General features: G+C 40.4%; 14 protein-coding genes. 5 read left to right on the top strand and 9 right to left on the bottom strand.

Features of this window, described 5'->3' with window-relative positions; genetic code table 11:
- Positions 1-26: 26 nt before the first annotated feature.
- The 5 genes from FBF83_RS15245 to FBF83_RS15265 all read right to left on the bottom strand — a co-directional run bounded on the left by FBF83_RS15245 (position 27) and on the right by FBF83_RS15265 (position 5,883).
- Complete coding sequence (locus FBF83_RS15245) at positions 27-1,202, bottom strand: acetyl-CoA C-acetyltransferase (protein ID WP_048311912.1); 1,176 nt, start codon at positions 1,200-1,202, stop codon at positions 27-29.
- Positions 1,203-1,221: 19 nt separating this feature from the next.
- Positions 1,222-3,618: a 3-hydroxyacyl-CoA dehydrogenase/enoyl-CoA hydratase family protein gene (locus tag FBF83_RS15250; protein WP_136948013.1), complete on the bottom strand. Its 2,397-nt coding sequence runs from the start codon at positions 3,616-3,618 to the stop codon at positions 1,222-1,224.
- Between the two features lie 182 nt (positions 3,619-3,800).
- Positions 3,801-4,715 (bottom strand): proline dehydrogenase family protein, encoded by a 915-nt coding sequence (locus FBF83_RS15255; protein ID WP_136948014.1) that lies wholly within the window; start codon positions 4,713-4,715, stop codon positions 3,801-3,803.
- 523 nt (positions 4,716-5,238) lie between these two features.
- Positions 5,239-5,505, bottom strand: a complete 267-nt coding sequence (locus tag FBF83_RS15260) for a YusU family protein (protein ID WP_136948015.1) — start codon at positions 5,503-5,505, stop codon at positions 5,239-5,241.
- Between the two features lie 45 nt (positions 5,506-5,550).
- On the bottom strand, positions 5,551-5,883 hold the full coding sequence (locus FBF83_RS15265; protein WP_136948016.1) for a hypothetical protein: 333 nt from the start codon (positions 5,881-5,883) through the stop codon (positions 5,551-5,553).
- A 513-nt stretch (positions 5,884-6,396) separates the two neighbouring features.
- Between FBF83_RS15265 and FBF83_RS15270 the strand changes: the two genes are divergently transcribed.
- The 3 genes from FBF83_RS15270 to trhA all read left to right on the top strand — a co-directional run bounded on the left by FBF83_RS15270 (position 6,397) and on the right by trhA (position 8,911).
- Positions 6,397-7,860 carry an FAD-dependent oxidoreductase gene (locus FBF83_RS15270; RefSeq protein WP_240688117.1) on the top strand — a complete coding sequence of 488 codons (1,464 nt, stop codon included), beginning with the start codon at positions 6,397-6,399 and terminating at the stop codon, positions 7,858-7,860.
- Between the two features lie 152 nt (positions 7,861-8,012).
- On the top strand, positions 8,013-8,195 hold the full coding sequence (locus FBF83_RS15275) for a hypothetical protein (RefSeq protein ID WP_136948017.1): 183 nt from the start codon (positions 8,013-8,015) through the stop codon (positions 8,193-8,195).
- A 71-nt stretch (positions 8,196-8,266) separates the two neighbouring features.
- Positions 8,267-8,911, top strand: coding sequence for a PAQR family membrane homeostasis protein TrhA (trhA, locus tag FBF83_RS15280; RefSeq protein WP_136948080.1), 645 nt, complete (start codon positions 8,267-8,269; stop codon positions 8,909-8,911).
- Positions 8,912-9,148: 237 nt separating this feature from the next.
- Here trhA and FBF83_RS15285 read toward each other — a convergent pair whose 3' ends face one another.
- Both FBF83_RS15285 and FBF83_RS15290 read right to left on the bottom strand, forming a co-directional pair.
- Positions 9,149-10,159, bottom strand: coding sequence for a S8 family peptidase (locus tag FBF83_RS15285; RefSeq protein WP_240688128.1), 1,011 nt, complete (start codon positions 10,157-10,159; stop codon positions 9,149-9,151).
- Between the two features lie 131 nt (positions 10,160-10,290).
- Positions 10,291-11,070, bottom strand: a complete 780-nt coding sequence (locus tag FBF83_RS15290; RefSeq protein WP_136948019.1) for a GNAT family N-acetyltransferase — start codon at positions 11,068-11,070, stop codon at positions 10,291-10,293.
- 150 nt (positions 11,071-11,220) lie between these two features.
- Here FBF83_RS15290 and FBF83_RS15295 point away from each other — a divergent pair, with 150 nt between their 5' ends.
- Together FBF83_RS15295 and FBF83_RS15300 are read left to right on the top strand one after the other, a co-directional pair.
- Positions 11,221-11,379, top strand: coding sequence for a Fur-regulated basic protein FbpA (locus FBF83_RS15295; RefSeq protein WP_084006575.1), 159 nt, complete (start codon positions 11,221-11,223; stop codon positions 11,377-11,379).
- 108 nt (positions 11,380-11,487) lie between these two features.
- Positions 11,488-11,793: an HU family DNA-binding protein gene (locus FBF83_RS15300; RefSeq protein WP_255436167.1), complete on the top strand. Its 306-nt coding sequence runs from the start codon at positions 11,488-11,490 to the stop codon at positions 11,791-11,793.
- Positions 11,794-11,947: 154 nt separating this feature from the next.
- Here FBF83_RS15300 and FBF83_RS15305 read toward each other — a convergent pair whose 3' ends face one another.
- Both FBF83_RS15305 and FBF83_RS15310 read right to left on the bottom strand, forming a co-directional pair.
- Entirely contained in the window at positions 11,948-12,586 is a 639-nt protein-coding gene (locus FBF83_RS15305; protein ID WP_136948020.1) for an MOSC domain-containing protein, read from the bottom strand.
- Positions 12,587-12,675: 89 nt separating this feature from the next.
- Complete coding sequence (locus tag FBF83_RS15310; protein ID WP_136948021.1) at positions 12,676-12,795, bottom strand: FbpB family small basic protein; 120 nt, start codon at positions 12,793-12,795, stop codon at positions 12,676-12,678.
- Positions 12,796-13,021: the final 226 nt, after the last annotated feature.

Raw genomic sequence — 13,021 nt, forward strand, 5'->3', positions numbered from 1 at the left:
CCTTTTCATCGTTATGAATACTCACTTTAAAGAATTTCAAACACACCGGCAGCACCCATTCCGCCACCAATACACATCGTCACGACACCGAACTGTTCTCCTCGTCTCTTCATCTCATGAATCAGGCTAAGAGTAAGCTTCGTACCCGTACATCCGAGTGGATGACCGAGTGCAATCGCACCTCCGTTAACATTCACTTTGTCTTCATCAAGACCAAGTTTCCGGATCACTTGAAGTGACTGTGAGGCGAATGCTTCATTTAATTCAAAAAGGCCAATATCAGATAGCTCAAGACCCGCAAGTCGCAGTGCCTTCGGTATCGCTTCGATAGGTCCAACACCCATGATTTCAGGTGCTACACCAGCAACTGCAAAGGAGCGGAATTTCGCCATTGGCGCTAGCCCTTCACTCTCTGCTTTCTCCCGATCCATGACAAGAACGCTTGCAGCGCCATCACTCGTTTGTGATGAATTCCCGGCAGTCACAGATCCTCTTACGTTAAAAGCAGGTCGTAACTTCGCAAGCACATCTAATGAAGTATCTGCACGAACGCCTTCATCCTGGGAGAAAAGGAATTTCTTTTCCTGAAGTTTGTTCTGCTCATCAACCCATCGTTTCGTTACTTCAACAGGTACGATTTCATCATTAAATTTACCGTCTTTGATTGCCTGTGCTGCACGTTGGTGACTTCTTAGAGCAAAGGCATCCTGATCTTCTCTGCTAATTTCAAAGCGTCTTGCTACTTCTTCTGCCGTATGTCCCATACCCATAATGTACTCTGGCTTTTCTTGTACAAGAGTAGGATTTGGTTTAATCACATGCCCACCCATTGGGATAAGACTCATAGTTTCTACACCACCGGCAAGGATCGTTGCCGATTGACCAAGCATAATTCGCTCTGATGCATATGCAATGCTTTGAAGTCCAGATGAACAATAGCGATTGATTGTAATAGCAGGAACAGTCTCAGCAAGCCCTGCTCGTGCACTGATCATTCGAGCTACATTTAGCCCTTGTTCTGCTTCCGGAATGGCACATCCCATAATGACATCATCTATCTCACCATCATATCCACCCGCACGCTTCAACGTTTCGGCAACCGTAATCGCTCCTAGGTCGTCGGGACGCATTTCAGCAAGGGTTCCACGATTTGCTTTTCCAACAGGTGTTCTAGCACCAGATACAATAACTGCTTCTTTCATCAAACTTCCCTCCTCCATACTAGTTGCGCAGCGGTTTTCCTTTTACTAACATGTGCTGCATTCTTGCTTGCGTTTTTGGCTCTCCTAGCAGGCTGAGGAACGCTTCACGCTCAAGATCTAGAAGATATTGCTCATCTACATAAGTGCCTTCTTTAACTTTTCCGCCCGCAATGACGTGCGCAAGCTTTTCTGCGATTTTCAAATCATGATCTGATAAGTAGCCGCTCCACTTCATCGTTTTCGCTCCCATTACCATAGCTGCGTATCCAGCTTCTCCAGCAACAGGAATCTTCTTAGCTACCGGTGGCTGATATCCCTGCTCAGCAAGGAAAAGCACCTTTTCTTTCGCATCATGGAGAACATGATCTGCATTTGCACTAATGCCGTCTTGTGGACGAATAAACCCTCGTTCCTGTGCTTCATGTGCGGAAGTTGAAACCTTCGCCATTGCAATTGTTTCAAACACGTTTGCTGCAATATCGGTTAGGTTCACATTTACGCCAGAAGGAATTTGTTCAAGCTGGCGCAAGTAAAGCTCTTTATTACCGCCTCCGCCAGGAATTATTCCAACGCCTACTTCGACAAGTCCCATATAGGTTTCAAGTGATGCTTGAATGGATGCAGCAGGCATACAAACTTCTGCCCCGCCACCAAGTGCCATCTGGAAAGGTGCAGCAACGACTGGTTTCTTCGAGTAACGAATACGTCCCATTGACTGTTGGAACTTTCTTGCAACCATTTCGATTTCGAAGAAGTTATCATCCTGAGCCTCCATCAACATATAAGCAACGTTAGCTCCAACGCAGAAGTTTTTCCCTTGGTTACCAATTACAAGCCCTTCGAAATTTTTCTCCGTTTCATCAACTGCCTCGTTAATCATTTGGAGAATATCCATTCCGATCGCATTGTTTGGTGAGTGGAATTCAAGTCCAGCTACGCCATCTCCAAGATCAAGAAGCGTGGCACCTGTGTTCTTTTTAATCACCCGATCCTGAGCTTTTAGCCCTTTAAGGTGAATAATTTTCTTACTCTCTACAACGTTCTTTTGATCACCTTTATGGTAGAATGATTGACTTCCACCTTCCTGCTTGTAGAAGGATGTAATACCTGAAGCGAGCATCTCGTCTACCCAGGTAGGAATCGTTTCACCCTCATCCTTCATACGTGCAATTGACTTTTCAACTCCAAGTGCATCCCATGTTTCAAAAGGACCCATCTCCCAGCCAAAGCCCCATTTCATGGCACGGTCTACTGCGTCGATATCATCTGCAATTTCATATACCTTCTCAGCAGAATAAAGCAATACAGGTTTCATAATGTTCCAGATTAACTCACCGGCACGGTCATTCGCATACGCAAGCGCTTTCAGTTTATCTGCTTTGGATTTGGCCTGCTTACTTGCCTCTACAGACGCCGTCTTCAACTTCTGTCTCTGTTCATATTCCATAGTAGAAGGGTTTAATTCGAGAATTTCGCTTCCTTTTGCTCCTTTTTTCTTTACAAAGAAGCCTTGCCCTGCTTTAGCTCCAATCCATCCTTGTTCCTTCATTTGTTGCATAAAGTCAGGAATGCGGAAAACTTCTTTCTCATCACCTTCAACTTGATCGTAAACATTATTCGCGACGTGGATAAATGTATCAAGTCCTACAACGTCAAGCGTTCTAAATGTTGCACTTTTTGGTCGTCCTATAGCTGGACCTGTTATCGAGTCAACTTCTCCAACTGAGAAATTACGAGCTAACATCTCCCTAACCGTTACAAGAAGACCGTATGTTCCAATTCGATTGGCAATAAAGTTTGGCGTATCCTTGGCTTCTACTACACCTTTACCAAGAACATCCTCACCAAATGTTTTCATATATGAAAGCACTTCAGGATTAGTGTCCTTCGTTGGGATCACTTCAAGAAGCTTTAAATAACGAGGCGGATTAAAAAAGTGTGTGCCTAGAAAATGCTTTCTGAAATCCTCGGATCGCCCTTCAGCCATTGCCTCAACGGAAATACCTGAGGTGTTTGAGCTAACAATCGTTCCAGGACGTCTGCATTCATCTACTTTTTTATATACTTTCTTTTTGATTTCTAGATTTTCAACTACAACTTCAATAATCCAATCAACTTCTTTGAGTCGCTCCATGTCATCTTCCATATTCCCTGCTTCAATTAATTGAATATGGTCTTTCTTAGAAAGTGGTGCTGGCTTTTGCTTCTTCAGCTTCTCAATCGCATCAGCTGCGAGGCGGTTTCGAACTGCCCGATCTTCAAGCGTCAGGCCCTTTGCTTTTTCTTTTTCATTCGGTTCTTTTGGTGCAATATCTAATAAAAGACTTGGTATTCCTACATTCGCCAGGTGGGCGGCAATGCCTGATCCCATTACTCCTGCTCCTAATACAGCGACTTTATGAATGCTACGTGTCATAGCGAACCTCCCCTGTTGAATGAATGCTCATTCATTTTTAGTTCAAAAAAAAGAGCGAGATTATTTCCTCTGTTTATACTATAAAATATATTCTGAAATTTAGCAATATAATGCGAGGATTTTTTTGACAAATTTCATTCTTTTTCAAAAATGGTTGAAAGCGGACATTGGCCCGCTCTCTTTTATTTCATCATTCCTTTTAGAACAAAGGCTACGTTTGCTGGACGTTCAGCAAGACGTCTCATAAAGTATCCATACCAATCTTTCCCATAAGGAACGTACACTCTCATTTTATAGCCGTCTTTAAGAAGATCTTCCTGGCGATCCACACAAATACCGTATAACATTTGAAACTCAAATTGACTTCGGGGAATATTATATTCCTTAACAAGCTTCTTCGTGTATTCGATAATTTGGTCATCGTGAGTTGCAATCGCAGTATAGTTCCCATTTAATAAATGCATTCTTATAATCTTCCTAAAGTTCTGATCAACATCTTTTTTGTCTGGAAAAGCGACTTTAGGAGACTCCTTATAAGCACCTTTTACAAGTCTTAAATTAGGAGAAAGTTCATTCAGATTTGCTACATCGTCAGCTACTCGATATAGATAGGCCTGAAGCACTGTACCAATGTTTTCAAACTCTTTCTTAAGCTCAGTAAAGATCTCAATCGTCTTACCGCATCTTTCGAAATCTTCCATATCAATTGTGACAAAGACATCGTGCTTATCGGCAGCTTCTAGAATTCTTCGCATATTTTTTAATGTCATATCATAGTCAATATCGAGTCCCATTGACGTTAATTTAAGAGAAAGCTGTGAATCCAGGTTCTCTGCAGCAATTCGTTCAATCGCTTCAATACAGTGTTTTGTCATTTCATCAGCTTCTGCTGCGTTATCGACAAATTCACCAAGGTGATCTATTGTGACAGATAGACCTTTTTGATTTAGCTTCTTAATCGCATGAACAGAGCTATCGAGAGAAGCCCCCGCTACAAAACGACTTGCCCCGAAACGCATACCGTATCTCTTAGCTACTTTAGTGGCTACCTTGTTCTTCCCCATGTATAAAAAGAAATTACGCATTGCTTGTTCCATCATAACCCCTCCATGAAAACGCATTCATAGCATCATAAAAATATATAGTGGAGAAAAACGGCATATAAACCCAAAAACCGCCATATTTCGCCTTCAATGCTATTCTACCATGTAATGCTATGAATAGGTCTATATTTGATAGATTTTCTCTTGAATTAATTTTGTTAAATAATGACTGTTTTATATAACAATACCCGTCAATAACAAATCTAAAAACATAGAGATAGAATAGTATATTTCATTCCTTGCACAGTTGATACTTTAAATGCCCTTATCAAAATAGTGTTTTCAACTTTACCGAACTCTACAATCAAAAAGGCTGTTTTCGTAGACATTGTTGCCATGAGTGTAGTGGTTGATTTGCGCTCCAGGTGCTCGACTCCTGCGGGATTAGCGGGAGTCGAGCACCTGGAGCTACAATCAACTTTGAAGTGTGAGCTTAATAATATAAAACCTCTTACAAAATCGGCAATCTTTTAGAAAAGAGCCAACAAAAAAAAGAAACCAGGATCCCCTGATTTCTTTAATCTGATTTACTATTTTCCTGTGCTTTGCGATGCTCTTCATTCATGGTCTTGATTTCAGACACTAGCTCTTTCATCGCATCTTTCGCTTCAGGGTATGTTTGATTCCAATGCTTTGCAAGCGGTGGCATTGTCTTTGATAGATGTGTGTACATGGCCCAGAGTTTCACTTTCTCCTTAAGTTCATCATTACTGTCACCTAGGAGCAGTTCTGTATACTTTTCCATTAACCCATCGACTTGTTCCTGAAGTGTTTCTATACTCATTTCAATCACTCCAATCACGCGCAGAATATCCTGATTATAACATAGTCAATGTGATACTCTCCCGTTCATCTGTAGATCACGTAACCTTCCATAATCAATTCGTTCCTGATTTCTTTTAATCGCTATTATCAATTCTTCAATGAGTACTTTCTCATCTGTCACAATAAAAAAGCGACATGAAATCATAGCAAAGTCTCCGAAGAATGCTTTACAACCAGCATATCTTTTAGCATCTCGAATGGGTTGATATGGAAAAATGAAATTTCCGTTTTGCTCAAAGTCAGGGTCAAGAGGATGTTCTTCAAGTTTCTTAATCAACTCACGGATGGTTAACTCACGACCGTGTTCGTTTTTCCCTATTTCGATAATTTCTAGCAAGGTCATTCCCCCTTCTTTAAGAAGATTCGTAGAAACTCTAGTGTGATAGAGGGCAGAACGTTGGAAACAGTCGAATCCTGTTAAAGATAACACTGTTTTCGTTGACATGGTTCCTATAGGAGAGAGTTAATTTCCGCTCCAGGATGCTCCAATTAGCGAAGTGTGGCTTTCTAACAAAACTCATTCAAAACCAACTCTTTCCTTAAGAAAGAGCCTTTCAAAAAGGATGTTGTTAGGGAATAAAAAAAGAGCCAGGGAAATCCCTGACTTAATATGGGCCACATAGAGTGAGTTTTGCGAAGGGGGGGACCTAACCTCACTCTTACCTTATCTTATGTTCTGTTGTAAGAGTTGGCTGGACAAGTACCATGGTACAAACATGGAATTTTCATATCATTCTACTGTAAAACAACTGTTGTGAGCATAAGCTACACACATTGATACATGATTGTAGGGAGTGCTACGTTTATAATAGAAAATAAAAGAAGTTTCGTACACCATGGGGGGATTACTTTGGAAATTATCATTATTGGAGGCGGAATTGGTGGATTGACTGCCGGTGCTTTGCTTACGAAAGATGGCCACAACGTTACAGTATTAGAAGCTTCAAATGAATGGGGTGGCTCTGCAGGCAAGTTCAGTAGAGGGAAGTTTCTGTTTCCAGTTGGTGCTACGATGGGAATGGGTTTTGAAAAAGGTGGCATTCATCACCGCATTTTCGAAGAGCTGAATTTGTCTTTTCCTGCTCTTGCACTTGACGAAATTATGAGAGTTTATAACGGTAGTCTTGTTATGCCTTATTATGCTGATCGTAATCGACACCTTTCCGAGTGTTCATCTCAATTTCCAAAACACGCTAGTCAAATCATCTCCTTTTATAAAGAAGTTTGGAAGATCGGTGCTGAAGTCAGGAAATTAATTGAGCCGCTCCCTGTTGTTCCTCCCGTTACCCTTTCTGAGTGGAAAAAGCTAATACTTTCTCTAAAGCCTGGTACTCCAAGTCTTTTGCCATATCTACGAAAAACAGTGGGCGATCTTTTAAAAAAACACAATTTAGATAGAGCTGATTCGTTTCGGCATTTTATTGATGGCCAATTAATTGATAGTATGCAAACAACTAGTCTGGATTGCTCTGCTTTGATGGGGGCGCTTGCTCTCGATATTTATCATGAGGGGGCCTATTATACCGAAGGCGGATTATACAGAATAGCAGAAACGCTTCAGAAATTTATTGAAGATAATGGTGGAAGAACTTACAGAAGAAAACAAATTCAAACGATACGAAAAGAAAACGGACGGTGGGTTGCAGTAGATCAGAAAGGTGAAAGCTGGCGAGCAGATCATCTAGTTTGTAACTTACCTATACAGGGTTTCGTTCCCCTTCTCCCAGAACCTCTCCAGAAACAGCTGCCTGCTAAGCTAGTGAAAAGGAGCAAAATTGCGCAGTGGGGTGCTTTTACAATGTACTTTGCTCTAAATGAAAAGGTCATTCCAGAGTATACCGCTCTCTTCAATCAGGTGTTATCGGACGGGTCAATGACAGAAGGTAACCACCTTTTTCTTTCGCTCTCCAAATCGAATGATATAAATCGTGCTCCCAAAGGATTTCGAACACTAACCGTTAGTACACATACTGAGCTCCATCATTGGGATACGAAAGAGAAATATGACAAATACAAAGAAACGTTATCTGAAAAAATGTTGTCAGGTATTGAACGAGTTATTCCTCAAGTAAGGGATGGCATTGAGTTGCAGATGACAGGTGCTCCTCGCGCCTGGGAAAGGTTCACAAAAAGACCAAAAGGAATGGTTGGTGGCTTTCCTCAAACAAATGAATATAGTTTATTTAACAGCCTCTCTCACAGAACTGGAATAAATGGTTTGTGGCTTTGTGGAGATAGCGTCTTTCCAGGCGCTGGAACAATTGGTGTATCAACAAGTGGATACCACGTTTATCGTTCCATCGTAAAAAAATAAGACTGTTTTCGTAGACATTACAATCATTGAGAAAAGAGCCAAAACTTAAGAAACATCTTGTGTTCATTGCGAAATTCTTCCTTCTCCGAATAAATTCCGCTTCCTTAGGCAGAATGATACTATCATTCATTTGGTAAAGGAGCGTATTTATAATGATGGATCCAAAAAACAAATTGGTAACGTCTGATAGTGAGAAACTTCTAGGGTCTGTTCGGGAGGAAATTGCTGAGGAGTTTCTCGTAATGGAAGCCGTAACAGAACAAATAGAGGAAAAGGATTTCTACACATATCATTTATTAAATGAAGCCGAAAAATTAAGAAAGAAGAAGAATTAAGGCTTTCTTAACATGACTAACATGATTCCATGTTGTATACTGCTTGTAACTGATTTAAAGGAATGATGCGAATTATGACAACTCATACGTTTAGTGTTGGTGAAGAGCGTGCGAATTATATTACTCATGGAATTGGCGCTCTAATTAGTATTGCTGCCCTTGTCATTTTAATTGTTTTTGCATCACGTTATGGAACTGCGTGGCACATTGTTAGCTTCACACTCTTTGGAGCAACGATGCTATTGCTATATACAGCATCCACTCTTGTGCATAGCTTCCCCGAAGGAAGAGCGAAAGACTTTTTTGAAATACTTGACCACTCATCCATCTATTTTTTTATAGCTGGAACATATACGCCATTTTTGTTCATCGTCATTGAAGGCCCTCTCGGCTGGACGCTATTTGGAATCGTATGGGGACTTGCGATAGCAGGAACGGTATTTAAAGCATTTTTTGTGAAAAAGTTTCTATTTATTTCTACCATTCTATATGTACTAATGGGTTGGCTGATTGTTCTAGCCTGGAACCCTCTGACTCAGAATCTACATCCGAACGGTATGTTGCTTCTAATCATCGGAGGAGTTCTTTATACGATTGGTGCTATCTTCTACGTTTGGAGAGCTTTTAAGTATCACCATGCTGTCTGGCATTTATTTGTTGTAGGAGGAACGTTAGCTCATTTCTTCTGTGTGTTGTTCTACGTTCTTCCGATTTAAGAAACTTCCTTCTGTGCATAGCGCAGAGGGATTTTTTGTTTTAATGGAAGGCTCTTTTCGTATACTTTGTTGCTATAAGAGCCGCAGTGCTCCAGGATGCTCGCTTTCCGCGGGAGTCGATCACCTTCCGCTCCAATCAGCTAAGTGGGGTTCTCTATAGAAAAATCTTTGAAAACAATCTTTTAGAAAACAGCCTATTGAAAAGAAGACCCTTTCGTTAAAAGGGTCTTCTAAATATCACTTCGATTTAGTTGCTTCTTCGTTTTTCACTTCTTGCTTATTCCACGTTGTAGTATAGATACTAAACAGTGATTCCAACTGTTTAATTATACCTAATGCAAGCAGTCCATTACCTTCAGCTTGCTTTGTAGATCCCATTGGAATAGTCCTTCTGATTAACTGGGCATAAATCTCAGCTTCACTTAACGAACGCTTGAATTCGCTTTCCGATACGTTCATTATAAGCGCTAAAGCACCTGAAACATGCGGTGTTGCCATAGACGTTCCAGAGAGTACAGCATATTCACCACCAGGGTATGTGGATAGTATATTAACTCCTGGTGCAATTAAATCAATCTCATTATTTGTGTTAGAAAATGGCGCAAGCGTTCTTTGAAATGAAGCCGCTCCTACTTCGATTACTTCATTGTAAGCACCTGGATATGCAAATTCAGGCGTATCCTCTCGTGCATCGCCTTCATTACCAGCTGCGCATACAACAGATATATTTTGGTTAACAGCATCCTTAATGGCTTCATGTAGCTCAGGCAAATTCGACGGTCCACCAAGGGACATTGAGATCACGTTAACGCGCTCACCATTTGGACCCTTCCAATCCGTTGCATAACGAATACCTTCAATAATTGATTGATAAGATCCGCTACCTGCTCCATTAAGCACCTTCACGATTAAAAGCTTGGAATCAGGTGCTACACCTTTTACACCCTTGGCTCCTCCTACTGCCGCAATCGTTCCAGCAACGTGCGTTCCATGACCGTTATTATCATCGAAACGGTCTTTGGCTCCCCCAAAATCTTTTGTGAAATTTCTACCGTCAATGATACGAGATTGAAGATCAGGGTGGTCGATCTGACAGCCTGTATCAACAATTGCAATAACTCTATCTTTCCCTTTTTGAGCTGCATCCCAGATAGCAGGAGCTTGAATCATCTCAACGCCATCTGGAAGAGCATCAGCTTGTTTTACGACAGCATTAACTACAAATGGTATTAACTTTATTTCACTAATAATCAGCGCCTCCCTTTCCTTTACCAGAATTATCTGATAAAAGAGGCTTGTCTGTCCAGTCCTTTATGGTCTATTTTCCCATCTAATTTCTTAGCAGCTTTCGTTCTATTTTACTAGTTAGAGAAGTGGCTCTATCCTTTATGATTTGTTACAAATTGTTTATACGTTGCATACTCGATGAAACCAACTTTTTTCAGAATTGGCTCAGACGTTCCCTGCTTTGCCTGGGTCACTACGAGATGACATCCTTTTCGGATTGCTTCGTTTAATCTTCTTGCAACCATTTCACGATAGACCCCTTTTCCTCTATACGATTCGATAACGCCTGATCCATTCAAATAAAGAACAGAGTAATCGTGACTGTAACGATAATTTGAGTATGCGATAGGCAGCTCATCAAGCACAACCATATATCCTCCTCGTCGATTAGGAAGCTTTACATAATTCATTCTTTCAGAGAAGGCAGCCTGTTCCGCTTTTTTATCATAACCCCATATTTCACTCGCTACTTGAGCGTGCAGAAGAGCACCCTTTTCTGTTGTTACTTCTTGATAAATGTACTTTGAATCGACCTCTTTCTCTTTCTTATGAAGTTCCTTCGCTAACCCAATATAGGTATCGAGATGACACATTCCTCGTTTAGCTAACTCAGCTTCAAGTTCACTAGATTGTGAATCTACACGAACCCACCATGAAAATGGACATCCTTCAAAAAAAGCAAACACTTCGTCAATTTCGTCATAACTTTTATCGAATCTAATCACTTTATTTGCATAAATACTCGTTGAATTTTCATTTTTTATCATCACAACGTCATCTTTTTGAATATAGTGAATAGATTCAGGTACAAGAGCTTCTTCATAATCCCATTGAATCGCCTCTATGGCTTGTACGATTTGTTTCTTATTCATTTATTAACATCCTTTATCTATGTAGTAAGCAACGATCGCTCTTATATACAACGAACTGAAAAATTGTCGTTTCTGTCACATCAGATTCCGATTAAAGAGCATGAACTCAGGACATACTGGGAATAAAAAATTGATAAGGAGGTTGTGCTCATGGAAGTAAATCAGCTTAGAAAAGCTCTTGAACAACGACGTCACTATTACATCTCTAAACTAATTGAAGCAGGAGCTTATTCTACCGCAGATCAACATCTATATCACTGCACGCTGACTGACCTCGAAAAAGAGTACAAACAACTTTCCAACTACTAAGTTAACAAACGAGCCAGAGATTCGCTTTAGAATCTCTTTTTTTATGCAATTAAATCAGGAATTCAATGTATAAAAACGCGATAGGCTGGTGAAAATGGAGCTATAGAAATGAAACTAGCAAAATCAGAAAGGATGAATGTGATGAATAAAGCAGAACTACTATCAACTGTTGCAGAAAGAGCTGAACTGTCAAAAAAAGATACTGCGAGAGTGGTAGACACATTGATGGATACGATTGCTGAGGCACTTGCCAAAGGTGAAAAGGTTCAACTAGTAGGCTTTGGTAACTTCGAGGTAAGAGAACGTTCAGCGCGTAAAGGCCGCAATCCACAAACAGGTGAAGAAATTCTGATTCAGGCTTCTAAAACACCTGCCTTTAAGCCAGGAAAAGCACTGAAAGAAAAAGTAGTCTAACATTTAAAGAAGCTGGATCCATTTGGTTCCAGCTTTTCTTGTGAGGAGAAATCCATGGAGCTTATGCAACTCGTTAAATATAGTGTTACGATCATTACGATTATCATGTTGATCATCTTCTATTATCGGATGGCCAAAAAGTAAAAGCGCGCTGTCATAGCGCGCTTAACTGTTTACTTAACTTGTTATACCAGCTCTCCGATAGTTCTTTCGCAAGCATTGCCTGTTCAAGACCTACTCGGTCATTTTTATCATGATACGTTAATCGATTAATAAGCGCGACCGTTACCCCATGAGATGGTCGATGTTCAACCACTATGTCATCCTCTTCCTTAACATAGCCTTCCTCCAACACACGGAGATAATAGCCACTATAACCATTTTCCATCACAAAAAGATGCATATTGTCGACCTCAAACTTCTTCGCAAGCTTGAAACAAGGCTGCCTTGGAAGGCTCACCTGAACTCTCGTTTCACCAATTCTGTAAATATCTCCAATATGTGCTTCATTCTCATCTACACCAGAAACGGTGAAATTCTCACCAAACGCGCCAGGCTTCAATTGACATTGTAACTTCTTTTCCCAGTACGAATAATGCTCTTTAGGATAAACACATATCGCTTTTTCGGAACCACCATGATGAACAAGATCCGCCTGCCCATCTCCTTCTACTTGTTCACGAGATACATATACCTTTTCGCTTACTGGCTTTTTGTAAATTCCTGTTTCAATGTTCTTTCCTTTATAATCCGTTTCAATTGGTTTGCCTACATTTATGCTAAGTAATTTCACAACTAGGTCGCCTCCTTATCGTTATTTTAGCACAGGATTTATTGGCCTCTACATACAAAAAAGCAGCCTGCAGGCTGCTTTTTCAACTACTATACGTGTTTATTATCAATTCGTTTTTCAATCTCAGCAAGTTCTTTTTCATTCTTTAGAAGTTCTGCTCTATTTTGATCGACTAGCTGCTTAAAAGTCAATTTCTTTAGTTTCTTCAACAGAATTCACCAACTTTCCCTCTGGATGACTTCATTATACAATAGGAATGGGTAAGAATACGTTACAAACTGTTAAAATTTTGTGAAAATTTACACACATTTAGTTTATGAACGGTAATTCAGAATTATGACTGGTCGTTGCCTTTCAATTTACCCATTAACCCATAAAACATTGATTCTATAAAAGTAGTGGTTGATTTCCGCTCAAGGATACTCGCTTTCCGCG

This window comes from Guptibacillus hwajinpoensis (assembly GCF_005144865.1).
Classification (GTDB): Bacteria; Bacillota; Bacilli; order Bacillales; family Guptibacillaceae; genus Guptibacillus; species Guptibacillus hwajinpoensis_A.